The 23425-nt window shown below is 60.4% G+C and carries 19 protein-coding genes; 8 read left to right on the forward strand and 11 right to left on the reverse strand.

Annotation, left to right across the window (positions count from 1 at the left end):
- Positions 1-1578, forward strand: a 1578-nt coding sequence (locus tag QZ511_RS11215; protein WP_295802408.1) for a TonB-dependent receptor, incomplete at its 5' end; no start/stop codon positions are given.
- Positions 1579-1645: 67 nt separating this feature from the next.
- Here QZ511_RS11215 and typA read toward each other — a convergent pair.
- Complete coding sequence (gene typA, locus QZ511_RS11220) at positions 1646-3454, reverse strand: translational GTPase TypA (RefSeq protein ID WP_295802409.1); 1809 nt, start codon at positions 3452-3454, stop codon at positions 1646-1648.
- A 466-nt stretch (positions 3455-3920) separates the two neighbouring features.
- Here typA and QZ511_RS11225 point away from each other — a divergent pair, with 466 nt between their 5' ends.
- On the forward strand, positions 3921-5072 hold the full coding sequence (locus QZ511_RS11225) for a TIGR03032 family protein (RefSeq protein ID WP_295802410.1): 1152 nt from the start codon (positions 3921-3923) through the stop codon (positions 5070-5072).
- Between the two features lie 42 nt (positions 5073-5114).
- On the opposite strand, the gene QZ511_RS11230 is transcribed toward QZ511_RS11225, so the two are convergent.
- The 6 genes from QZ511_RS11230 to thiI form a co-directional block, all read right to left on the reverse strand.
- Positions 5115-6290, reverse strand: a complete 1176-nt coding sequence (locus QZ511_RS11230; RefSeq protein WP_295802411.1) for an ATP-binding protein — start codon at positions 6288-6290, stop codon at positions 5115-5117.
- The gene (locus QZ511_RS11235; RefSeq protein ID WP_295802412.1) at positions 6291-6992 is read right to left on the reverse strand and encodes a response regulator transcription factor; all 702 of its coding nucleotides are present in this window, start codon (positions 6990-6992) and stop codon (positions 6291-6293) included. It lies immediately after the preceding gene.
- Complete coding sequence (locus QZ511_RS11240; protein ID WP_295802413.1) at positions 6989-7372, reverse strand: DUF3019 domain-containing protein; 384 nt, start codon at positions 7370-7372, stop codon at positions 6989-6991. The genes QZ511_RS11235 and QZ511_RS11240 overlap by 4 nt, the downstream gene beginning before the upstream one ends.
- A complete protein-coding gene (locus QZ511_RS11245; RefSeq protein ID WP_295802414.1) occupies positions 7369-8217 on the reverse strand; it encodes a MipA/OmpV family protein in 849 nt (282 codons plus the stop codon). The genes QZ511_RS11240 and QZ511_RS11245 overlap by 4 nt, the downstream gene beginning before the upstream one ends.
- Positions 8218-8500: 283 nt before the next feature.
- Positions 8501-9661: a hypothetical protein gene (locus QZ511_RS11250; RefSeq protein WP_295802415.1), complete on the reverse strand. Its 1161-nt coding sequence runs from the start codon at positions 9659-9661 to the stop codon at positions 8501-8503.
- Between the two features lie 134 nt (positions 9662-9795).
- Positions 9796-11277 (reverse strand): tRNA uracil 4-sulfurtransferase ThiI, encoded by a 1482-nt coding sequence (thiI, locus tag QZ511_RS11255; RefSeq protein ID WP_295802416.1) that lies wholly within the window; start codon positions 11275-11277, stop codon positions 9796-9798.
- A gap of 363 nt (positions 11278-11640) precedes the next feature.
- Here thiI and glnA point away from each other — a divergent pair, with 363 nt between their 5' ends.
- The 6 genes from glnA (at position 11641) to QZ511_RS11285 (ending at position 18161) form a co-directional block, all read left to right on the forward strand.
- Positions 11641-13047: a glutamate--ammonia ligase gene (gene glnA / locus QZ511_RS11260; RefSeq protein WP_295802417.1), complete on the forward strand. Its 1407-nt coding sequence runs from the start codon at positions 11641-11643 to the stop codon at positions 13045-13047.
- A gap of 170 nt (positions 13048-13217) precedes the next feature.
- Complete coding sequence (locus QZ511_RS11265; protein WP_295802418.1) at positions 13218-13919, forward strand: DUF4124 domain-containing protein; 702 nt, start codon at positions 13218-13220, stop codon at positions 13917-13919.
- Between the two features lie 315 nt (positions 13920-14234).
- Entirely contained in the window at positions 14235-15323 is a 1089-nt protein-coding gene (glnL, locus tag QZ511_RS11270) for a nitrogen regulation protein NR(II) (RefSeq protein WP_295802419.1), read from the forward strand.
- A 46-nt stretch (positions 15324-15369) separates the two neighbouring features.
- A complete protein-coding gene (gene glnG, locus QZ511_RS11275; protein WP_366935650.1) occupies positions 15370-16782 on the forward strand; it encodes a nitrogen regulation protein NR(I) in 1413 nt (470 codons plus the stop codon).
- A gap of 168 nt (positions 16783-16950) precedes the next feature.
- Positions 16951-17292, forward strand: a complete 342-nt coding sequence (locus QZ511_RS11280; RefSeq protein ID WP_295802421.1) for a zinc ribbon domain-containing protein YjdM — start codon at positions 16951-16953, stop codon at positions 17290-17292.
- 68 nt (positions 17293-17360) lie between these two features.
- On the forward strand, positions 17361-18161 hold the full coding sequence (locus QZ511_RS11285; RefSeq protein WP_295802422.1) for a hypothetical protein: 801 nt from the start codon (positions 17361-17363) through the stop codon (positions 18159-18161).
- Between the two features lie 32 nt (positions 18162-18193).
- Here the strand turns inward: QZ511_RS11285 and QZ511_RS11290 are convergent, their stop codons facing one another.
- The 4 genes from QZ511_RS11290 to QZ511_RS11305 all read right to left on the reverse strand — a co-directional run bounded on the left by QZ511_RS11290 (position 18194) and on the right by QZ511_RS11305 (position 23024).
- Positions 18194-19405 (reverse strand): hypothetical protein, encoded by a 1212-nt coding sequence (locus QZ511_RS11290; protein WP_295802424.1) that lies wholly within the window; start codon positions 19403-19405, stop codon positions 18194-18196.
- A 6-nt stretch (positions 19406-19411) separates the two neighbouring features.
- A complete protein-coding gene (locus QZ511_RS11295; protein ID WP_295802426.1) occupies positions 19412-20512 on the reverse strand; it encodes an AI-2E family transporter in 1101 nt (366 codons plus the stop codon).
- A 92-nt stretch (positions 20513-20604) separates the two neighbouring features.
- On the reverse strand, positions 20605-21261 hold the full coding sequence (locus tag QZ511_RS11300; protein WP_295802428.1) for a D-Ala-D-Ala carboxypeptidase family metallohydrolase: 657 nt from the start codon (positions 21259-21261) through the stop codon (positions 20605-20607).
- A 215-nt stretch (positions 21262-21476) separates the two neighbouring features.
- Positions 21477-23024, reverse strand: a complete 1548-nt coding sequence (locus QZ511_RS11305) for a phosphoenolpyruvate carboxykinase (RefSeq protein WP_295802429.1) — start codon at positions 23022-23024, stop codon at positions 21477-21479.
- Between the last annotated feature and the right edge of the window lie 401 nt (positions 23025-23425).

Below are 23425 nucleotides of genomic sequence, written 5' to 3' on the forward strand. Positions count from 1 at the left end.
CTGGATGGCAACGCAGCGAGCTGCGATGCCTACCGCACCACGCCACTGGACGATGGTTCCGATATGGTGGCTTCCGGGTTGCTGGCGGACGATAACTGCTTCGTCTTCAATAAAATGATCCCCGGCGGGTATACCCCGCGCTTTGTCGGCGAGATTACCGACACCTCGATTACCGCGGGCCGTCGCGGAGAATTCACCGATGGCTTCATGCAGGGCTGGAATTATGATGCCAGTGCCTCCGTTGGGCGCAACGAGGCGCAATTCGGCCTGAACAACACCATCAACCCCTCGTTTGGCCCGGACAGCAAGCGCGATTTCGAAACCGGCGCTTACATCCAGCTGGAAAAGACCCTGAACTTCGACGTGCAAAAGCAGTTCGATAGCCTGAGCCTGGCCATGGGCACTGAGTGGCGCCAGGAGTCGTTCCAGATTATCGCCGGTGAGGGCATGTCCTGGCAGGTAGGACCGCTGGCGGAGCAGGGCTTCAATATCGGCTCACACGGCTTTGCCGGCTTCTCCATTGATTCTGCCGGCACCGCAGAGCGCAGCAACTACGCGCTGTATATGGACGTCGAGAACCAGGTGACCGACGACCTGTTGCTGGGCGGCGCAGTGCGCTACGAAAACTTCGATACCTTCGGCGATACCGCCAACTACAAGCTGGCGTTTAACTGGCAGTTGAGCGACAACATCGCCTGGCGCGGCTCCCACAGCACCGGTTTCCGTGCACCCACCATGGGCCAGGCTTCTGTGGTCAATACCCAGACCTCCATCGTCGGCGGCCAGTTGACCCAGGCGCAAACCCTGCCGGCCACCAAGCTGGGTGAAGCCGAACTGATGCCGGAAGAGTCGGTCAACTTTGCCACCGGTCTGGTGATGTCCGCGGGCGCTGTCGACCTGACTGTCGATGCCTATTACATCGAAGTGCAGGACCGCATTGCCCTGACCGATAACGCCGCACCCACCGACGCCCAGCGCGCAGCCATGGCGGCAGCCGGTGTGCCCAACCCGGAATTGATCGGACAGATCAACTACTTTGCCAATGATTTCGATACCGAAACAACCGGTGTCGATGTGGTGGCAACTTACGGTGCGGAGCTGCTGGGTGGCAGTACCGATTTCAGCCTGGCCTACAACTGGACCAAGACCCAGGTCAATGGCGGTGACGCCACCTGTGGTGGTGCCTTTGTGAATAATCAGGGTGAGATCTGTAAAGCGGTGCGTCTGGAACGCGGCCTGCCAGAGCACCGCGCCTCGTTCACCATGGCGCAAAACTGGGACAAGCTCAGCGCCTTCGTGCGCGCAAATTTCTATGGTGAATATGTCGGGGTGCACGCCGACTGGTTTGGCGAGCAGTTGGGTTCCACCTTTACCCTGGATATGGAGGCTTCCTACCGGGCAACAGAGTCGATTTTCCTGACTGCCGGTGCGTCCAACCTGCTGGATGAAAAGGGCGGAAAGATTGATGGGTCCATTGTTGGTGACGCGGACAATGTGTTGGGTGGCCAGTACTACGAAACTTCGCCCTTTGGCATCGGCGGTGGTTTCTATTACCTGAAAGCGAGCTACGAGTTCTAAGACTCTCGGTTGTTTTGGAGGTTAAAAAAAAGCGCCCTTAGGGGCGCTTTTTTATTTTCCTGAAGGATTACTTCTTCGCGCGCTTGCGCATGTTTTCCTGCAGGATCTTTTTGCGAATCCGGATGCTTTCCGGGGTCACTTCCACCAGCTCGTCGTCTTCGATGAACTCCAGCGCCTGCTCCAGGGTGTGACGGATGGGCGGTGACAGGGTCAGCGCATCGTCGGTACCGGAGGCGCGCACGTTGGTCAGCTGCTTGGCCTTGGTGGGGTTTACCACCAGGTCGTTGCCGCGGGAGTGAATGCCGATCACCTGGCCTTCGTAGACCTCTTCGCCGTGGCCCATGAACAGGCGGCCGCGATCCTGCAGTGCAAACAGGCCGTAGGCCAGGGTTTTGCCCTTGGTCATGGAGACCAGCACACCGTTAATACGCTTGGCCACGTCGCCCATCTTTACCGGACCGTAGTGGTCGAAGATGCTGGTCATGATGCCGGAGCCACTGGTGATGGTCAGGAACTGGGAGCGGAAGCCGATCATGCCGCGGGATGGCACGATAAAGGTCAGGCGCACACGGCCCTTGCCGTCCGGTTCCATATTGGTGAGGTCGGCCTTGCGCAGGCCCAGCTCTTCCATGATCGGACCCTGGTGCTGTTCTTCGACGTCGATCACTACCTGCTCGTAGGGCTCCTGAACCTCGCCGTCAACGACCTTCTGTACCACTTCCGGGCGGGATACACCCAATTCGAAACCTTCGCGACGCATGGATTCGATCAATACGGACAGATGCAGTTCGCCGCGGCCGGAAACCTTGAATTTATCCGGAGAATCGCCCTGCTCTACGCGCAGCGCCACGTTGTGGATCAGCTCCTGGTCCAGGCGGTCCTTAATGTTGCGCGAGGTTACGTATTTACCTTCTTTACCGGCGAACGGGGAGTCGTTCACCTGGAAGGTCATGCTCACGGTGGGTTCATCCACCGACAGCGGTGGCAGCGCATCCGGGTGCTCCGGGTTACACAGGGTATCGGAAATGTTCAGCTCGCCCACACCGGTGATACACACGATGTCGCCGGCACTGGCCTGCTCCACTTCCACGCGCTCCAGGCCCAGGTAGCCCATCACCTGCAGCACCTTGGCCTTGCGGGATTTGCCGTCGCGATCCAGAACCACAACCTGCTGGTTGGGCTTCAGGGTGCCGCGGGAAATACGGCCCACGCCGATGACGCCCACGTAGCTGTTGTAGTCCAGCGCGGAGATCTGCATCTGGAAGGGGCCGTTCAGGTCTACCTTGGGCGGCTCAACCTTGTCCACGATCATCTGGAACAGCGGGGTCATGTCTTCCGCCATATCGGTGTCGTCGAGGCCGGCGATGCCGTTCAGGGCGGAGGCGTAGACCACCGGGAAGTCCAGCTGTTCGTCGGTGGCGCCGAGGCTGTCGAACAGGTCGAACACCTGGTCCATCACCCAGTCCGGACGCGCGCCCGGGCGGTCGATCTTGTTGATTACCACGATCGGATTCAGGCCCTGCTCGAACGCCTTCTGGGTCACGAAGCGGGTCTGCGGCATGGGGCCGTCCACCGCGTCCACCAGCAGCAGTACCGAGTCCACCATGGACAGCACGCGCTCAACCTCACCGCCGAAGTCGGCGTGTCCGGGGGTGTCGACGATGTTGATGCGGTAGTCGTTCCAGCGGATCGCGGTGTTCTTGGCGAGGATGGTAATACCGCGCTCTTTTTCCTGGTCGTTGGAGTCCATCACCCGCTCGGAGTCGGCGCTGCGGCGGTCCAGGGTGCCGGACTGCTGCAGGAGCTTGTCCACCAGGGTGGTCTTGCCGTGGTCAACGTGGGCGATGATCGCGATATTGCGAAGATTGTCTATCACAGGGGGCCTCTAACGGGTAAAGCGCGAAATCGTGTATGTCGCGGAAATTCAATGCGGGCGGGGGGCTGCGGGGTTGTTACAGCGGCTATCCGGCCAAGGGCGGCGATTATAGAGGGCCGACGTGACAAATGGGAGAGATTTTGCACAAAAAAACGACAATTACCGGCGGTTTTTTGCGGATTGTCAGCGGGTGGGGACGGAAAAGCTGGTGAAAATGTGACCGAAAAGCCACTGGCAATGAAATTCCGGCTGGCCGGCCGCGTGTGGAACCCTGTTCTGCAAACGGCGCCAGACCTGGGTTTGGCGACAAACTGTTACAGACATGTGACCCGGTCCGCGATATCAGCGAGGTACATTGCGAGGTTTCCAGAATTTTCTGGCGACGAGAACAGGGTTGGGACCGCCACCAGCGCAGTGGTGCCAATGCCGCGGTCCCAATCCCAATAAAGATGTACAGGGTACTGGAATGACTGAATCAGTAAAAAAAGCGCCGGTGCCACGGAAACAGAGTGATACACAGAACACCGAAGCCGCAGCGCAGCACCCGGTCGAGGCAAGGCCGGAGCCGGTGAAAAAATCCTGCTCCGCGGGCCTGGCGCAGTGGATGCGCCGGCAACAGCTTGCCATCGCGTTTACTTCCTACCGCCCCGGCCGTGTGTACACGGTGGGCGCCGAGCCCGGTGGCAGGCTGTCTTTCCGCGAGCGCATCTTCCAGCGCGCCACGGGTATTGTCGGCAACCGCAAGCGCATTTATCTGGGTGGCCTGTATCAGGTGTGGCGCTTCGAGAACCTGCTGCAACCCGGCCAGGTGGCCAACGGGATCTTCGATGCCTGCTATGTACCGCGCAACGCGCAATTCACCGGTGACGTGGATATCCGGGAACTGGGCATCCAGAAAGACGGCAAGATCGCGTTCGTCAACACCAGGTACAACTGCCTGGCGGAGCCGAGCCTGACCCACAGTTTTCGCGCGATCTGGAAGCCGGAATTCATCAGTGAGATAGCGCCGCAAGACCGCTGCCACCTGAACGGCATGGCCATGGTCGACGGCAAGCCGAAGTATGTCACCGCCCTGTGCAAGTCGGACACCCCCGACGGCTGGCGCGAGCATCGCGGCAACGGCGGCATCATCATCGATATAGAAACCAATGAAATTGTCTGTAAAGGCCTTTCCATGCCGCACTCGCCGCGCTGGGCGCATGGCAGGCTGTGGGTGTTGAACAGCGGTACCGGCTATCTGGGCACGGTGAATTTCGACACCGGCAGTTTCGTTGCGCACACCTTCTGTCCGGGCTTTATGCGCGGCCTGCAGATTTGCGGCGATTACGCGATTGTCGGCCTGTCCAAGCCCCGTCACGGGCGCTTTAACGGTCTGGAGCTGGACCAGAACCTCGCCGACAAGGAATCCGAGGCCTGGTGCGGGGTGCAGTTCATCAACCTGAAGAACGGCAATGTAGAGCACTGGATTCGCCTCGACGGCCCGGTCACTGAGCTGTTCGATATTGCGGTGCTGCCGGGCGTGCGCTGTCCTATGGGTATCGGCCAGCAGAGCAGGGAGAACCTGGCCATGGTGACCTACGAGGATGTCACCGGCACCAAGGCCGCGCAAGCGGGCTGACTACACTCCCGGCACCCCCGGCGGGGGATCGGTCGCCGGGCGTCAGTTGGGCCAGCTGAGGGTGGCGCGAGTGCCGCCCAGGGTTGGCGAGCGATCCAGGCGCAGCTCGCCGTCGTGCCACATCATGACTTTCTTCACGATATACAGGCCGAGCCCGTAACCCTGATCGTCGGTGGCGGCGCGGGTGAAGGCATCGGTCAGTTCCAGTGCGTTGTCACCCAGGCCCGGGCCGTTGTCCTCCACCTTGAGCACGCACTGCTGCTCCTCGATGGCGAAATGCAGCTCCACCCGACCGCGGGCGTATTTACCCGCATTGGTAACCAGGTTCTGCACTGCAATGGAGAGCGCATCCGGTTCCAGCCGGGCCACGCCGTCGGCAAAGTAATAACCGATTTCCAGGTCCGGACACTGTTGTTCGAGGGAATCCGCGAGGCCGTCAAAAAAGTCGCCGACAGAAATTGGTCGCGGCGCAATGCTCTGCTCCTGAATTTCCACCCGCGCAAAGCTCAGATATTTTTCCACCAGCTGTTCGATATTGTCCACGGCGCCGGCAATGACGCGATTGCATTCGCTGTTTCCGTTTTCAAGTGCCAGTTGAAACTTGATACGCGCGAGTGGTGTGCGGATTTCGTGGGCGATGGTGCGCGCGAGATCCTGATTCATCTGACAGTAGCCGATCACCATATTCGCCATGCGTCTGAAGGTTTCTGCCAGCGGGTAGATCGCCGAACCGCGACGGGCCCTTTCCGGCATCAGGAAGGGTTTTTTACTGAAGCGAATGGCCAGGCCCTGCAACCGGTTGAGGTCGCGGAACATGGGCCATATCAGCAGCAAAAGCACCAGCAGCATGGCGCCGATAAACAGCAGGCGCCAGTGGGAGACATTCGGGCCCTGATGTTGCGGCAGCGGTCCTATCTGCAGCAGGGTGTTGTTGCTGCGGTGGTAAAAAAGAATTTCCCGGCTGCCATTTTCCAGCCCGATGATATCCCCCGCATTGAGGCGCGCTTCCAGTTCCGGGGGGAAATACACCGCATCCAGTGGGTAGGTTTGCGCCAGCGGCGCATCGCCACGCTCCAGCGCGCGGGCGAGCTCCAGGGCAGAAATGGTGTACTCGCCGGGATCGTCCGAGTAGCGCTGGTACAGCGCTGTCATCGCGGTGTAGACGATGATGAGTGCCAGCGCCATGACGCCGAGCATGCGGAGCATCTGCAGGCGCATTTACGCCTCGCTGCTGGCGGTGTGCAGCGCGTAACCGCGACCGCGAATGGAACGGATGGCGACCCCCTGGCCGATGGCATCGAGTTTTTTGCGCAGGCGACTGATGCGCATGTCCACCACGCGGTCGAGCCCATCGAACTCGCGGCCTACCACCCGGCGGAACAGGTATTCCCGGCTCAGGGGGCGAGCAGGTTGTTCGGCGAAAATCTGCAACAGATCAAATTCGTTGGCGGTCAGCTTCAGGGGCTCGCCGTCGACCAGCGCGTGGCGCGCCGCCAGGTCCAGCTGTAGCGTGCCGAAATTAATGTCGCTGGTTGCAGGTGCCGGGTTGCGTGAGGTGCGCAACTTGGCTTCGATTTTTGCCCACAGGAGTTCCGGGTCTATCGGCTTTACCAGGAAGTCACAGGCACCCAGTTCCAGGCCGTTTACCTGGTCGCGCACCGAGCTTAGCGCACTGAGGAAAATCAGCGGGCATTTGAGCTGGTTGCGATAGTGTTCGAGCAGCTGGAAGCCGCTGGCGTCGGGGAGGATGATGTCCGACAGGATCAGGTCGTATTCGCGGTGGTGCAGGGCCTTCATAAAAGAGGCACCACTGTCGGTATGTGTGACTTCACATCCGCGCTGTTCCAGATAGCGGCAGATCAGCGAGGCGAGCTCGGCGTCATCTTCCAGTAGCAGAATCCGGTAATCCCGCTTGTTCACAATAGCCCCCAACCGTAACGGCGCTGGTGTCGCTTGGGACGGAATTTTGCGACCTTCAATATGGTGGAGGCGACGCGATCGCCGGATTCGGCCTCGGTCACCTGAAACTGGATATCTTCATCTGCCGCCACGTAGACCTGCAGCTGACTCCCGGCTCTCCCGGAAAAGCATTCGATTAGTCCGCGGTCGACGATACTCAGGCAGTAGCGGTCGTCGTCATCTGCGTTGAACAACACAGTGACAGAGATGCTGCACTTTTCCTCGTCTTCGCCAATTGCGCAGAGTGACGGCGTTACCCGAAGATCCGCGGCTTCCACGGAAAGCGGTGACCCGAGCAGTGGCCATAGCAAGGACACCAGCAGTCGCCCCCATTTGTTCATTGGCCACTACCGATGGTGTATTGCAGGCCGACAAACCAGTGCAGGGTTTCATCATCTTCGATAAAACGTGCGTTCCTGCCGTCGAGGTCGAAGTAGTTGTAGCGGGCTGCGAGGCGGACCTCGAGTTGCTTGCCCAGCGGATAGGCGAAATGCAGTCGCGCGTACTGGTCGGTGACATCGTCTACCGGATACAGGTTCGCGTAGCGGCGGGCATATAAGGGCCCCGCTTCCTCTAAAGAAAACTGATAGTAGTAGTTGACCAGGTCGGCATCTTTATTGATGGCACCGATACTGCCACCAATCACGCCGCCAAAAAGCGGAAATTGCTTGTCCAGGCTCAGGTGCGTTTCACTGCCGTTGTGCACACCGGTGACATCGTGCAACCAGGAGAAGGATAGGTCCACGTAATCCGTAACCAGGGTGGCACTGGGACCGGCAACCACTGATACATCGCGCTCTACTTCGCTTACTTCTGGCGCGGCTCTCGGGAACAGAGGCGCGCTTTGGAACATAAACGAAGACAGGGAGCCGGAGGCTATGGCGTCATCACCCAGCTTGTAGTAGAGGCCGTCCTCGTTGGGGCGCGCCACCAGGTCGATGTAGAAATGTCTCTGTTCCAGCAGGGTGTAGCCGGCAGTCAGGTTGCTGATAAAAAAGCGGTCGCCGTAGTAACTGAAGGACGGCAGGACGCTGACCTCGGCGTCCGGGTGGTCAGCGAGCGGGTTTTCCAGCACACCCCGGCCCGCAGCAAGGCTCAGCTTCCATTGGGGCGCACTGATCTGCTCGGCAACGGCGGATACTGAGAGTGCGAGCGTAAATAGCGTTGTTAGAATTTTTTTGCACATTATTGCGGGCTGTACAGGAGACTTCGGACAGTTTGTACCACAGGGAGTTCTGGCCGTCCCACGGGCCGGATAAAAAAAGTACAATTTGTTACAAACCGTTAATATTCTGGTCTTTGTCCGGCCGGTCCGATGATTTGCAGGAGGAAAGTCTGCCATCGGACTGCATCGCAGTTTCCTAAACTGGGGTTCACCCTGTGCCATTTGCGGCTGCAGTGGAATACATTTCTATAAAACTACCGGTTCTGGGATTTATGGCGGCGTAACGGGACTGGGTGTTTGCCGGTCAGCTGACGGGAACCGCAAATGCGGTAATGAAAGCGAGTGCGGCAGCGACCAGGCAGAAAAAGCCGCGCTGTCCCGGCGACTCACAGACACTGATGGCTACCAGGCATTGCAGCAGGTAATAGAAGGCGAAGGCCCGCGATGCCAGCGCGACAATCTCCAGGGTATCCGCGGTCCACGTCAGCGCAATCGCCCCGGCGCCCACCAGCACCGTGGCGAAGCGCAGCTTGAGCTGGTGGTGGGTTACCTCTTCCAGGTTACCAGTAGCGGCGAGGGTGTCGGCCACTGCGGCGGAGAACTGGCTCATGGCGGCGGCAATCACCAGCGGCGCTACCAGAAATGGCGAGGCCGCGGCAGCGAGGTGAATCAGGCTGTTGTCGTCATACTTGCCGTTCAGCGTATGCACCAGTGGCAGCGCCACGGCAATAAATATCAGGTAAACGCCGGTGGAGATAAACTGTGACCATCGCGATGCGCGAATGCGCGTGTCTGCATGGAATCTGTCGCCGAGATAACGCGTGGTCTCGAATCCCTGCACCACGATCAGGGTGCCGGCCACAATGGTCAGTATTTCCCACAGGCTGTGGGGCTTGGCCTTGAATAGCGTGATTCCTGCCGGCGCCTGCCAGGCGTGCAGGTCGTAGAGCGCAAAGCCCCCGATCAGCAGCACAATAATCACCAGGGTCACCAGCAGTGCCAGCCCTTCCAGCGCCGCGAGGCTCGCCAGCCCCCGGGTCACCCCAATCGCCACGATGAAGACAATGACTGCTGTGGTGAGCAAATCCTCGTTGAATCCGGTGTCCCGATGCAGGCTGCCGAGGACAAACGCGGACAGGATGTGCAGGTAAAGGCATACGGAAATTACATAAGCCAGTACCAGCGCCAGGTCGGAACTGCGTTCGAATGCGAGTGTGGATTCCCTGGGGCTCTTTGCCAGGGCCGGTTCCGCACGGCGGATATTGAAGCGGATGACGCTGCCCACGCAAAACGCCAGTCCGCACACCAGTGCCATCGCCAGCGGTGCATAGACCCCTACCGCGCCCGCCAGGATAGGCACCATCACCAGGAAGCCGCTGCCGAAGATCGATGCCAGCGGCGTGGCGGTCGCCCGTATCAGTGCGCGCGGTTTGCCGCGGTGGCCCAGCGCGGGTTTGCGATGCATGGCTGATCCTCTATCGGTTCTAACTCCCGGCAGTTACCTGATAGTTTCGACCATCAATGAGAGAGTGCCAGTAACAAAAAACCCGGCTTAAAAACCGGGTTTTTTCGTTGTGTACGACGGCGAGGGCGGTGGGGTCAATGTTTCGGCTTTTGCGGGCGAAAGACGCCGACATTGCGATAGCCCTCGTCCAGCAGGTGCGAGGCATGCAGCTGGCTCATCACCCCGCGGGCGCAGTACAGCAGGTAGTGCTTGTCCTTGTCCAGGGTCTGGAACGCGGTGCTGAGGCGGAAGAACGGGATGGTTTCCACTTCCACGTTGTCCAGTTCCAGCGGATCCACCTCCTCCTCGGTGGGGTGGCGGATATCGATGATGGTGGCGCTGCCCGGTTCGCTGACGATTTCCACCGGCGGTACGTCCTCGTTGAGATCGGCCATTACCTCGTCGATATTCTGCATCACCCGGTTGCCGATGGCGCGGTCGAGCACGGTGAAGTCGAAGCGCGCTTCCTCGTGTTCCACTTTTTCCATTTTCGCGCGGGTGGTGGGTTTCACCGAGATCACGCCGCAGTACTCCGGCATGTTTGCGGCAAACTCCTCGGTGCCGATGGCGCGCGCGGTGCGGATGATGTCCGTCTTGTCCGAGGTGATCAGCGGGCGCAGTACCAGGGTGTCGGTAACGCTGTCGATCACCGCCAGGTTTTTCAGGGTCTGGCTGGATACCTGGGCGATGGCCTCGCCGGTCACCACCGCGTCCACTTCCAGCTCCTTGGCCACCGCGGAGGCGGCGCGCAGCATCATGCGCTTCAGGGTCACGCCCATATAGGAATCGTCGACCCGTTCCAGGATCTCCGCGACCACCTCGTCAAACGGCACGGTGATAAACCGCACCCGGTGGGAGGCGCCGTATTTGTTCCACAGGTAGAAGGCCACTTCCTTGACCCCCAGCTCGTGCTGGCGCCCGCCCAGGTTGAAGAACAGGAAGTGGGTGCGGATGCCGCGCTTCATGGTCAGGTAGCTGGCCACGGTGGAGTCGAAGCCGCCGGATACCAGCGACAGCACCGGGTCCTGGGTGCCCAGCGGGAAACCGCCGAGGCCCTGGTGCAGTTCTTCGATCACGTTCAGCTTGTCGTGGCGGATCTCCAGCTTGACGGTGATATCCGGGTTTTTCAGTTTAACCCCGGCGGCTTCGGTGTTCTGATTGAGGCCGCCACCCACGTACTGTTCCACATCCAGGGACTGGAAGTCGTGCTTGCCGGTGCGCTTCACGCGCACACAGAAGGTCTTGCCGGTGAGCTGCGGGCCCCAGATGGCCAGGGTCTTGTGGTAGATATCGTCCAGGTCGCCGAGGGGAAACTGCTGTACCCGGGCAAAGTTGGCAATGCCGGGAGTGTGCGCCAGTACCTCCTCGATGCGCTCGGAAAGGTGGGATACTGCATCCGGCGCCTGTGTTTCATCGAACACCACGTCGATCTTTTCCCAGTCCTTGCGCACCTGGATGCGGTCGTCCAGCTGCCGCATCAGCTTGCGCAGGTTGTCCGCCAGCTGGCGCGACATGCGTTTGCGCACCGGGTTGCTCTTGATGGTGATCTCTGGGAAAAATTTGACGACGAAGTGCATAGGGAGTGTGCCGGCTACCGCGAATAAATTGATGGCCTCTGCAGCGGCGGTGGATTGCCGGCTGCCGGGGCATTAAGGGTGGCGAATTATAAACTCGCCGACAGGAATTTGCTTGTTGCACCAAACTGGTGCTGCCAGAGAATTCATGGTCTCATTTTGGTGCAATTGCGCTTGTGGCTGCCCCGAATCCGAGGCTATGCTGGCGTCGCGAGTACCGAATTTATGGCGCTGCGCCAGTGATCGGCTATTCCGGCATCCTTTCCAGTGCTTTCGCCCCAATTTGGCACACTCCTTGCTTCGTCAGTTGCCACAAGATAAAGCGAATTGGCGCGACACATAACTTTTCATTCTTGGAGGACTGCAATGTCAGCGAAAACGCTCGGACTGATCAAAGAGAGCGAAGCCAAATGGGTAGACCTGCGCTTCACCGATACCAAAGGTAAAGAACAACACGTTTCCATTCCTTCCAAGGAAGTTGACGGCGAGTTCTTTGAAGAAGGCAAGATGTTCGACGGTTCCTCCATCGCTGGATGGAAGGGCATCAACGAATCCGACATGATCCTGATGCCGGACGACGAGACCTCTTTCCTGGACCCCTTCACCGACGAAGCGACCGTTATCATTCGCTGTAACATCGTCGACCCGATCACCGGCCAGGGCTACGAGCGCGACCCGCGTTCCATCGCGCTGCGCGCCGAGGAATACCTGAAGTCCACCGGTCTGGGTGACACCGCGCTGTTCGGCCCGGAGCCCGAGTTCTTCGTATTCGACGACATCACCTGGGGTGCCGAAATGGGCGGCGCTTTCTACAAAATCAACTCTGAAGAAGCGGCCTGGTCCTCCGGCGCCTCTTTCGCAGAGGGCAACATGGGCCACCGCCCGGGCGTGAAAGGCGGCTACTTCCCGGTTCCGCCGGTCGACTCCCTGCACGACGTGCGCGCCGCCATGTGTTCCGCCATGGAAGCCATGGGCCTGGAAATCGAAGTGCACCACCACGAAGTGGGTACTGCGGGCCAGTGTGAAATCGGCGTTGGCGCCAACACCCTGACCAAGAAGGCGGACGAAGTTCAGATCCTGAAGTACGCGGTACACAACGTGGCCCACGCTTACGGCAAGACCGCCACCTTCATGCCCAAGCCGCTGGTAGGTGACAACGGTTCCGGTATGCACGTGCACCAGTCCTTCAGCAAGGACGGCGTCAACCAGTTCGCCGGCGACGCCTACGCAGGCCTGTCTGAAACTGCCCTGTTCTACATCGGCGGTATCATCAAGCACGCGCGCGCCCTGAACGCGATCTGTAACTCTTCCACCAACTCCTACAAGCGTCTGGTTCCGGGCTTCGAAGCGCCGGTTATCCTGGCCTACTCCGCGCGCAACCGCTCTGCGTCCATCCGCATTCCGTTCGTGCCGAGCCCGAAAGGCAAGCGCATCGAGACCCGCTTCCCGGATCCGACCGCCAACCCGTACCTGGCGTTCGCCGCCCTGCTGATGGCCGGCCTCGACGGCGTGAAGAACAAGATCCACCCCGGCGACGCGGCGGACAAGGACCTGTACGACCTGCCGGCGGAAGAGCTGGCCGAGTATCCGACCGTTGCTTCCAGCCTGGAACAGGCGCTGGATTGCCTGGATCAGGACCGCGCCTTCCTGACCGAAGGTGGTGTATTCACCGACGACGCCATCGACGCCTTCATCGACCTGAAGCGCGAAGAGGTGCAGCGTGTGAACATGACCACTCACCCGGTCGAGTTCGAACTGTACTACTCCGTATAAGCCGTAGGCACCTCAATCCGAGGCGCCGCAGGCCCTTCCGTGTAGCTCGCTTCTGGCGATCTTGCACGGGATGAAAAAGCCCGCACCTTATGGTGCGGGCTTTTTTTATGCCGGTAGCTCGAGTCGGAGTACACTAGCCTTTAATAAGTGACCAAGGAGGCTAAAGCACCATGGAAAGCATTCTGAAGCGCCGTATAGTGGCGCTGTTCCTCGGCGCCAGCCTGGCTGCCGCGCTGTCCGCACCGCTGTTCGCGGCCGGTGACGAAAAGGTCGATGCCGAGGAGCCGCAGACCGACACCAAGACGGTGTACAAGGTGGTGGGACCGGACGGCAGCGTGACCTTCAGCGATTCGCCACCCCCTGGCAAGAAGTCGGAAAAAGTCACCATCGGCCGAACCAATGTTCAGCCCATCACTTTACCCCGGGACCTGCCTACCCGCCGCCTGACCCCGGATGACCAGCAGCAGAGGGACCGCCGCGATCAGGGGCCGATCAGGTTCGCTATCGTCAGCCCGGCCAACGATGCCACCATCCCACCCGGGCAGCGCTTTATCGTGCTGCAGGTGGCGATGAATCCGGTGCCGGTCGATGGCCATGAATTCTTTGCGGTGGTCGACGGCCAGCGCTGGGCCGGTACCTCCAGCGGCACCAGCCTGGATATCTCCGCCCTGGAGCGCGGTACCCACACCATTCAGGCGGTGTTGCTGGGGGCCGGCGGTCGTCCCCTGGCCCAGTCGCAGGCGATCCGGATTCACGTGAAGCGACCGGGCGGCCAGGTTCCGGACTTCCCCGCCGAGCAGGCCCCGCAGATGCCGAAAACGCCCCAGGCCCCGGGGGTTCCAAAACCGCCGCAGGCACAGCCGCGCCGCTAGCGGGGGACCATGCGGTGCGGAGCCGAGGCTCCGCCCGCTCTTCTGCGTCACCGCTCCCGTCATCTTCTCCCCGTTGTTTCCCGGTTTTCCTCTCCCGGTCCGCCCCAGGTTCGTACCCGCCCGCCTCCCTCTGCCCCGTTGTGAACGCTCAGGCTGGCCATTTTTCACTCAGTGCACAATAATGGTGCGCTGTGACAGGGGCTCTGCCGCCACTGCCCTGTAAGGGGCTCCAGAGCCCGCCTTTCCTGCGCCATTTTGGTTTGCTTTTTGCACTTCCAATTGGCGAACGAACCATAAAGCGAACCGGACACCCGCATGCTCAACGACCGCCAGTTACGCCTGCTGCTGGACAACCTTACTTCGGCCGTTCTGGTGCTGGATGAAAACCTGGGGTTCTGTTACCTCAATTCCGCGGCGGAAGACCTGCTGGCGACCTCCAACGCGCGCGCCCAGGGCCAGCCGCTGGCGGAAGTGGTGCGGGAATCCCACGCCTCCGAGCGCGCGTTGCGCTCCGCCCTGGCCAGCGGGCAGAAATACACCGTGCGGCGGGCGCTGTGGACCCTGCACAACCTGGAAGAGACCACCGTCGACTACTCGGTGACACCGTTGACGGAGCTGGGGCTTTTGCTGCTGGAAGTGCAGTCGATGGACCGGTTGTTGCGTATCGCGCGGGAGGACGCTTTGATCTCCGCCCAGGAGACGACCCGCAATCTGGTACGGGGAATGGCCCACGAAGTGAAAAATCCCCTGGGCGGAATTCGCGGAGCGGCACAGTTGCTGCAAAGGGAATTGAAAGACGTGGAGATGGGCGCCCAGCCGGAAGAGGGGCTGGCGGAGTACACCCAGATCATCATCGAGGAGGCAGACCGCCTGCGCAACCTGGTGGACCGCATGCTGGGGCCGCGCAAGCCCATGCAGTTGCGACCCGTGAACGTGCACTCGATCACCGAGCGGGTGGCGCAGCTGATCGAGGCCGAGTGCGACGGCGCGCTGACTATCCAGCGCGACTACGACCCCTCGATCCCGGATATTCCCGCGGACAGCGAGCAACTGATACAGGCGGTGCTGAATATCGTGCGCAACGGGATGCAGGCGATCGACGAGAGCATCGGCCTCGCCGCCGGCAGTATCACCATTCGCACCCGGGTGCAGCGCCAGTTCACCATCGGTCGCCGCCACTGTCCGCTGGTGTGCCGGATCGACATCGTGGACAACGGCCCGGGGATTCCGGAGGACATCCGCGAGCGGATCTTTTATCCGATGATCTCCGGGCGCGCCGAGGGCTCGGGGCTGGGGCTGTCCATCTCCCAGCACGTGATCAACCAGCACCGGGGACTGATCAAATGCGAGAGCGAACCCGGGCAGACGGAATTCCAGATTTATTTACCGCTGGTGGATGACTGACCAGCGCAGCGAACACAGAAATTGAGACGCAGGCCGGAAAATTATTATGAACAATCGCGTTTGGATTATTGATGACGACCGTTCAATCCGCTGGGTGCTGGAGCGCGCGCTCTCCCGCGCCGGGATTGAGACCACCTGTTACGAGAGCGGCGACCGCGCACTGGACGATTTCTACAGTGAGCAACCGGATGTGGTGATCAGCGATATCCGCATGCCCGGTTCCGACGGCTTCAAGCTGTTGCAGCGCTTCCAGGCGGAGCGCCCGGCACTGCCGATCATCATCATGACCGCGCACTCGGACCTGGACAGCGCGGTGGCGGCCTACCAGGGCGGTGCCTTCGAGTACCTGCCCAAGCCGTTCGATGTGGACGAGGCGGTAGCCGTTACCCGCCGCGCCCTGGCCCACGCCAACGAGCAGGAAGTGGAGGAGCCGGTGGTCATCGACAACGGCACCAGCTCCAAGGAAATCATCGGCGAGGCGCCGGCGATGCAGGAGGTGTTTCGCGCGATCGGCCGCCTGTCCCACTCCAATATCACCGTGCTGATCAACGGCGAGTCCGGTACCGGTAAAGAGCTGGTGGCGCAGGCACTGCACAACCACAGCCCGCGCAGGAGCCAGCCGTTTATCGCGCTGAATATGGCGGCAATTCCGAAGGACCTGATGGAGTCGGAACTGTTTGGTCACGAGAAGGGCGCGTTTACCGGCGCCAGCAGCCAGCGCGCCGGCCGCTTCGAGCAGGCCAACGGCGGCACCCTGTTTCTGGATGAAATTGGCGATATGCCCGCGGAGACGCAAACCCGTCTGCTGCGGGTGCTGGCAGACGGGGAGTTTTACCGGGTGGGCGGCCACACCCCGGTGAAAGTCGATGTCCGCATCATAGCCGCCACCCACCAGGACCTGGAACGCCTGGTGCAGGAACACAAATTCCGCGAAGACCTGTTCCACCGCCTCAACGTTATCCGCATCCATATCCCCCGCCTCGCCGACCGCCGCGAGGACATCCCGCGCCTGGTGCGCCACTTCTTCAACAGCGCCGCCAAAGACCTGGGGGTGGAGCCGAAAATCCTGCTGCCGGAAACCGAGGAGTACCTCTCCGGTCTCGACTGGCCGGGCAACGTGCGCCAGCTGGAAAACACCTGCCGCTGGATTACGGTGATGGCGTCCGGCCGCGAAGTCCATGTGGATGACCTGCCGCCGGAGCTGAACCAGCAGGTCGCCAGCAGCGAGGCGCCTCAGGACTGGCAGAAGGCCCTGCGCCTGTGGGCCGATCAGGCACTGGCCAATGGCCGCCGCGAAATCCTCAGCGAAGCGGTGCCCGCGTTCGAGCGCGCGCTGATCGAGATCGCCCTCAAGCACACCGCGGGGCGCAAGCGCGACGCCGCCGAGTTGCTGGGCTGGGGGCGCAATACCCTGACCCGCAAGCTCAAGGAGCTGGGCATGAACGGCGGTGAGGACTGAGAGGATTCGCACCACCGCCAGCAGCGCGAGACGGGCACCTGGGGGTGCCCGTTTTCGTTTGCGGAGAGTGAGGAGTATAGTGCGTGGCTCGTTTTGGCTGCGCAGGCTCCATCTCTGCTTTAATGCCAGTAACCCATTTCACAAATCGATGTAATACGGAACGCGAAAATGAGTGAGATCCCAAGCTGTCCCCAGTGCCAGTCCAGCTACGCCTATGAAGACCGGGGGCTGTTCGTGTGCCCGGAATGCGGCCATGAGTGGTCTGCCAGCGACACCGCGGCACCGGCGGAGGAAGGGCTGGTGGTCAAGGATTCCAACGGCAACCTGCTGCAGGACGGGGATACCATCACCGTGATCAAGGATCTGAAGGTCAAGGGCTCGTCGTCCGTGGTGAAAGTGGGAACCAAGGTGAAAAATATCCGCCTGGTGGAAGGTGACCACGATATCGATTGCAAGATCGACGGTATTGGCCCGATGAAACTGAAATCGGAATTCGTCAAAAAAGCCTGACGTTTTTTTGGACTTTGGCCTGCCTGCGGAATCTGAACCAAACTTGGTGAAGGATCCCGGGGCAGGCCATGATTGCTGACGAACTATTCCACACAATTCCGCTGGCGGTGATTTATCTGTTCACCGTTACTCTGGTGCTCTCCACCATGGGGGTGGGGCTGCTGCTGGGGCGCCACTATGTGCGCTCCCTGGCTCCGGGCAAGGAGCCATCCGTCGGCAGTGCGGTAACCGCTACCCTGGGCCTGCTGGCGTTTCTGCTGGCGTTTACCTTCAATATGACCGCGGCCCGCTACAACGACCGCAAGGCGCTGTTGCTGGATGAAGTGAACGCCATCCACGCCGCCTACCTGCACGCGGATTTCCTACAGCCGCACGCGGCACGCAAAGCCAAATCTCTGCTAATCGAATACACAGAATTGCGCGACTTTAAGGTTTTTGAAAGCGAAAAAGTCGCATCGGCGCTGGTAAAAAGTGTTGAGATACAAAACCAGTTGTGGAACCTGGTGGATCAGCATGTGACACAGGGTTACAACCCCGGCTATTTGCGCCATTTTGTCGAGCCGGTGAGCAGTCTCATCAATTTCCACAATTCGCGGGTTGTGGTCGGACTTGAATACCGCATCCCCGGGCCTATCTGGATCGCGCTCTACTTCCTCACCGGACTGGCGATGGTTGCCATCGGTTTCCAGTTTGGCGTCAGTCGCGGGGGCTCGATGCAGCTGGCACTGACCCTGGGGCTGACATTCGCCACCGTGATTCTGCTGATCGCGGATCTCGACCGCGCCACCGAGGGCGTGATCATTCTCGACCAGGGGCCGATGGCGGAAATGAGCCGGATCCTGAAGGCGTTACAACAGGGCCAGAATTAAAGCGCTGGTGAAGTTGCAGCGGCTGTCCGGAATTATTCCTGTGGGGAGGCGATAGTTGACTGGCGGCGCTTCTGGCGCAGCTTGGCCATAAACAGGGATTCCCCGGGCGGCTGTATATTTTTCAGCAGCGCCTTTACGAATGCGTCGGGGTTTTGCGCCTCGATACTGTTGTCCTCGAGGGTGGGAAATACCGCGCGCACCCGCACGAACTTGTCTTCCTTGGTGAAGATGTAGGTGGCGGTGCGGCCGCTCTGCCCTTCCAGGTCGGTGAGGGTGCCGGTATAAAAAATGCCGCGGTAATTCCGGCCATCCATACGCCAGTGGCGCGGTTCCACCGCCCCCAGGTCGAGGGACTGTATTTCGCCCTGGCGCAGCATCAGATTCAGTTCCGCGCGCAGGTTTTCCGCTTCACTGGCGCTGAGGGCGCCGGCGTCCTGCCAGTCTGTATTGCGAATCGGGTACACAAAAACTTCCGCGCGATCGAATGCAAACTGCTTGTGCTGGAACGTCAGCAGTGCGCCGTGGAACGGATTGTTGAGAATGTATTTTTCATCCAGAAAATAATCCTCAACTGCGTCTGGCACCACCAGGTCGTGCTCGTAGTCGCTGGCGTCGAGAGCGGCCATCAGGTAGCTGCCGGAAAAAATGTTTTCCTGCTGCAGGTCCGCCAGCAGGTGCTCGCCAATATTTGCCGTGAGTTTTTTGTCGTAACTGTTGGCGCCGTTAAACAGCGAGGCGGAAAATTCAAACGGGATTGTGTAGTTGTACTGCTTGATTGGCAGCTGTTGCCAGGTCACCACCACTTCGGCGCGCAGGGTTTTCTTGGTGACCATCGGTAGCATCATCAGGGTCGCGCCGGAGAGTGCGGCATTGCCCAGCTCGTCGCCGGTTTCCTGGTCGAGTACCGCGATGGATGTGAGTACCTGGTATTGCGCTGCGTTGTCTGCCAGTGACACCTGCTGAAATTTTCCGGACTGCTCCAGGTTCTGCTGCAGGGCGTGCAGATCAAACCGGTTGCTGTTGCAGTGGTGCAGCAGCGACTGGCCGTCAAACGCGCGACACTCACTGTCGAGGCTGTCGCTCGGATGCTTGTAAAACAGGGAGACCGGCGGGTAGTCCGGCACTGCCTGGCGGAGGTCGCGGCTGTCTGGTTGTCCCGGCTGACCGGCGCAGGCGCCGAGCAGCAGGGTACTGCCGGTGAGCGCGAGCGCGCTGGCCAGGGTGCGAAGATGTAGTGAAAACATGGGTGCTTACTCCGGCGGGATCTGCTCGATTTTTTCCGGCTTCCGCGGCGGCAGCAGGGGCTGCTCTTCACTGATAAATTCCCGGATGAAAATTTCCCAGAACGCCATAAACAGCGCGGCGAGCAGCGGCCCGATGGCGAAACCGCTGATACCGAACATGATCAGGCCACCGACGGTGGAAAACAGCACGATATAGTCCGGCAGCTTGGTGTCGCGGCCCACAAGAATCGGGCGCAGCAGGTTGTCCACCAGGCTGATGACCGCGATGCCGTATGCCATCAGCACGGTGGCCTTGACGCCCTCCCCGGTGGCGTACAGGTACAGCGCCGCGGGGAACCAGATCAGTGCCGCGCCCACCGCGGGCAGCAACGACAGCATGGTCATGACCACGCCCCACAGCAGCGGCGCCGGCAGGCCCAGGGCCCAGAAGATCAGCCCGCCCAGGGTGCCCTGGGTTACCGCAACCACCAGGTTGCCCTTGATGGTGGCGCGGGTCACTTCGGCGAACTTGGCGAGTAGCAGTTTTTCCCGTTCGTCACCCAGCGGCAGTGCGCGGATCAGCAGCGCCACCAGTGCGTTGCCGTCGCGGATCAGGAAAAACGTGAGGTACAGCATCAGCCCGAGGCTGACAAAAAAGTTGAGAGTATTCTGGCCCAGGGCGAGCGCGTTCTTGGCGAGAAAGCTGCCGGCGGTCATCAGGCCGCCCAGCAGTTTTTCCTTGAGCCCCTGGAAGTCGATTCCGAATCGCTCCAGCGCGGCGTTGATACCCGGGAAGGCTGCGCGCACCTTTTCGACCTTCTCCCCCAGGTTGATTTCACCGGACTGTACCCGCTGGTAAAGCCCCGCGCCCTCGCTGATAAAAGAGCTGGCCACCAGCAATACCGGAATCACCACCACCACGATGCACAGCATCAGGGTCATCAGGGCGGTGAGGTTTGGCCACCTGGGGTAGCGCTGGGAAAAGTAGCGGTATACCGGGTGAAAAATCAGTGCCACCGCGCAGGCCCAGAAAATGGGCGTGAAGAACGGCTTGAGCAGGAAGGTAAATGCCACCGTGACCAGCAACAGGGCAAAAATGAATGAACGCCTTTCGAGTTTTTCCTGCACCAGCGGGACCCCGGGGAATTGTTGTTATCAGGGCGGCTATGTAACCAGATAGGGTGCGCTTTTACCAGTGTGCGGCCCGGCGCTCCCGGTGGCTACCAGCGCCGGTAACCGCAGGTGTCCACATGGAAGCGGATGCCGCTGTAGATGCCGAGCCCCATGTGGCTTTCCGGTCCCAGGCGCGCCTGCAGGTTGCGCAGTTCCTCGATCAGTTCCGGGCGGCTGATATTGGACACCGGTACCAGGTCCAGGCCACAGAAGGTCTTGTGTTTACTCTTGCCGGAGCCGCCGGCCTTGCGGTTGTAGCGCTCGGTGCGGAATGCGGAAACGATGTCCACCGGGCCGATCACCGGTACCAGTTCGTCGCGGATCAGTTTCAGGGTGGGCAGTATGTTGTTCCAGTAGTCTTGGGGTGGAATCGCAAATGGCGGTTCGTGGATATCCAGCCAGTCGCTGCCCTGGCGCAGCAGGTTTTCCGGTTTGGTGGCGTCGGCAATACCGGCCTCTTGCAGGAACTTCGCCAGCTGCGCCAGCGCGCGCCGGTTGTCACCCTCGCGCAGGAACTGGTTGAGGCTCGCAGTGGTGGCCACGCGGTAGCCCTTGAGTTCGTAGTAGGGTTTTTCGATCGCCTTGAAATACAGGTATAACCACAGCGTCAGCAGCAGCGCCAGCAACAGCGCAACCACGCCGACGCACACCCACCAGTTGGTCTGCTGGCTCGGCGACAGTTTGCGATAGTGGCGTGTGAACATGGATACAGGTTTGCTGGTGGTGTACCCGCGGACCGGTTGGTCGCGTTATTGTGTTTCCAGTTGCCCGGCGGGGCAGCTGGCCCTCCATACACTATAGCCACTGTAGCGTACGGCGCCGGGCCGGTGTCCGCGGTTGCCGCGGATTTTTGGCGGACACAAAAAAGGCGGCCGGTTGGCCGCCTTGGGAAAGCTGCAGGTTGTGATAACCCGTGGGCTTACGCCCGGGGGCCTGCCGCTTTCACGTCGTCGCTGACGCTGAACTTCTCGATGTTGTCCGCGAACAGCGCGGCCAGCTTGCTGGCGGCGGCGTCGTAAGCACCGGCGTCGGCCCAGGCGTCGCGCGGGTTCAGGTAGGACTTGTCCACACCGGGTACATTCACCGGGATATCCAGGTTCATGGTCTCCAGGTGCTGAGTCTCGGCATTTTCCAGCGCGCCGCTCTGGATCGCCGCGATCACCGCGCGGGTGACCGGAATCGGGAAGCGCTTGCCGTTGTCGCCGGAGCCACCGGTCCAGCCGGTGTTGACCAGGTACACTTTTGAGCCGAAGTCCTCGATACGCTTCATCAGCAGGTCCGCGTATTCGCGCGGTGCGCGCGGCATGAACGGCGCGCCGAAGCAGGTGGAGAAGGTCGGGTGGATACCCGCTTCCGCGCCCAGCTCGGTGGAGCCCACGCGGGCGGTGTAGCCGGACAGGAAGTGGTACGCGGCCGCTTCCTTGGACAGCACGGATACCGGAGGCAGAACGCCGGACACGTCGCAGGTCAGGAAGATCACGTTTTTCGGTTCGCCGGCACGGTTCTCCAGCTGGCGCATTTCCACGTGCTCCAGCGGGTAGGAGCAGCGGCCATTCTCGGTCAGGCTGGTGTCGTCGTAGTCCGGTACACCGGCTTCATCGATTACCACGTTCTCGATAATCGCGCCGAAGCGGATCGCGTCCCAGATCACCGGTTCGTTTTTCTGGCTCAGGTTGATGGTCTTGGCGTAGCAGCCGCCTTCCATATTGAACACGCCGCCCTTGGCCCAGCCGTGCTCGTCGTCGCCGATCAGGTAGCGCTCCGGGTCCGCGGACAGGGTGGTCTTGCCAGTACCGGACAGGCCGAAGAACAGGCATACATCGCCATCTTCGCCGACGTTGGCGGCACAGTGCATCGGCATCACGTCTTTTTCCGGCAGCAGGAAGTTCTGCACCGAGAACATGGCCTTCTTCATCTCACCGGCGTAGCGCATGCCCGCAAGCAGGACCTTGCGCTGGGCAAAGTTGATGATCACGCAACCGTCGGAATTGGTGCCGTCGCGGGAGGGGTCGCACTCGAAGTTGGCCGCGTGCAGGATGCGCCACTCTTCCTTGCCCTTGGGGTTGTAGTTCTCCGCGCGGATAAACATGTTGCGGCCGAACAGAGTGTGCCACGCGGTCTGCGCGGTGACTTTCACGGGGATGTAATGGTCGTCGTCCTGGCCCACGTGCAGCTGCTCTACGAAGCTGTCGTGGCTGGCAACGAAATCTTCCACGCGGTTCCACAGGGCATCAAACTTTTCTGCCGGGAACGGACGGTTTACCCCGCCCCACTCGATGCTGTCGGAAGTGGAGGCTTCTTCGACCACGAAGCGGTCAGCGGGCGAGCGGCCGGTGCGCGCGCCAGTGACGGCTACCAGGGCACCGGTGTGGGACAGATGGCCCTCACCCCGTTGCAGTGCCTGTTCCACCAATTGCGCGGGCGCCAGGTCTTTGAATACCTGCACCGTGTCGTCTTTCTGTGCCATTCGTTGATTACCCGTGAAAGTTGTATCAGTCAAACAAATAGTAGGGGGTGCCGCCAAAAGCGACGACCTGCCTAGCCGGGGGCGCATTATGGCAAACTTCAATTTAGTCCGGTAGGAAAACTGTATGTTTTTTGTGCATTTGACAGCGCTGTCGGGTACTTTTTTGCAAAAATTTAATTTGTTTGGGTGATGTAGTTTTTTTACTTCATAAATCGGGGAAATATTTACTGGGCTACAAGAAAATTTACAGGATGGCCATGCGCTGGCTGTGGCGATGATCTGTTCATTTGGTTGAACTTGCTGCGAAGGTATCGATGCCGGGTGCAGCTTTGTGAGACCTTCCGCGAGAGGGACCTCGCGGAAGAGCCCCCAGGGATGGGTTTACGGCGTGTCTCACAAAG

Source organism: uncultured Microbulbifer sp. (assembly GCF_913055755.1).
Classification (GTDB): Bacteria; Pseudomonadota; Gammaproteobacteria; order Pseudomonadales; family Cellvibrionaceae; genus Microbulbifer.